The organism is Mesorhizobium sp. M7A.F.Ca.MR.176.00.0.0 (assembly GCF_004023165.1).
In the GTDB taxonomy this organism is placed as follows: domain Bacteria; phylum Pseudomonadota; class Alphaproteobacteria; order Rhizobiales; family Rhizobiaceae; genus Mesorhizobium.
The window spans coordinates 1-1029 of record NZ_RZTC01000291.1 but is presented as its reverse complement, the minus strand read 5'-3'; the positions used below and the strand labels follow the sequence as shown (position 1 = coordinate 1029).

The window sequence follows — 1029 nt, the reverse complement described above, 5'->3', positions numbered from 1 at the left end:
GTCCCTGCTGTTTGTCGCCGAAAAGACATGGCCGGGGCCGGGGAATGTCCGGCCCCGCACCTCGGCTGCATAGGATTCCGCTGCATGCGAGATCACGCTGCGCAGGTCGGCGTATTCCTTGACGAATTTCGGCACGCGATCGACGGTCAGCCCGACCATGTCGTCGATGACCAGGATCTGGCCGTCGCATTCACCGCTGGCACCGATGCCGATGGTCGGAATGGCGAGACGGCGGCTGATATCGGCGGCGACCCTCTCGACCGTGCCTTCGATGACCACCGAGAAAGCGCCGGCATTCTCGACGGCGAGCGCATCGCGAAGCAATGCCGCAACAGCCTCCTCGGTGCGGCCCTTGATCTTGTAGCCGACGTCCTTCTCGACCGATTGCGGCTGCAGGCCGATATGTCCCATCACCGGAATGCCGGCGGCGACGATGGCCTCGATCTGGCTGATCATGTCGACGCCGCCTTCGAGCTTCACCGCCTGGCAGCCGGTTTCGTCGACGACCCGCCGCGCCGAGGCGACGGCTTGCGCTGCCGTTGCCTCATAGGTGCCGGCCGGCAGGTCGACGACGACGCAGGCCCTGGCCGAGCCGCGCATCACGGCCTGCCCATGTGCGATCATCATCTCCAGCGAGGCGCCCAGAGTCGTCTTGTGGCCATGCAGGACCATGGCGACACTGTCGCCGACCAGAAGCAGGTCAACATGGTGATCGAGCAGACGGGCGATGGGATAGGTATAGGCGGTCAGGCAAACGATCGGCGTGCCGCCCTTGCGGTGGCGAATCGCCTCGGCGCTGATGCGAATGTCGGTGGTCGGCAATTCCGTGGCCAATCGTCACCTCCTTGGCCTCAAGCCGGGCTGGATGCAGGCATGGGCGCGCAGAGCTTTAGAAATACCGCAAAGGCTTGGCAAGCGTGCATGCAGCGACCGGCAGGATCACAGGCTTGTGTCGGGCTTTAGGCAAGCCATTTGCGCGCACGCCGTGGCAAAAGCCTTGCCTTCGGCAAGGCCTGACGCCATAAGCAG

The 1029-nt window shown here is 64.4% G+C and carries 1 protein-coding gene; it reads right to left on the bottom strand.

Annotation, left to right across the window (positions count from 1 at the left end; translation table 11 throughout):
- On the bottom strand, nucleotides 1–834 hold an 834-nt coding region (gene panB / locus EOB59_RS34895), incomplete at its 3' end, for a 3-methyl-2-oxobutanoate hydroxymethyltransferase (protein WP_128290308.1).
- Nucleotides 835–1029 lie beyond the last annotated feature (195 nt).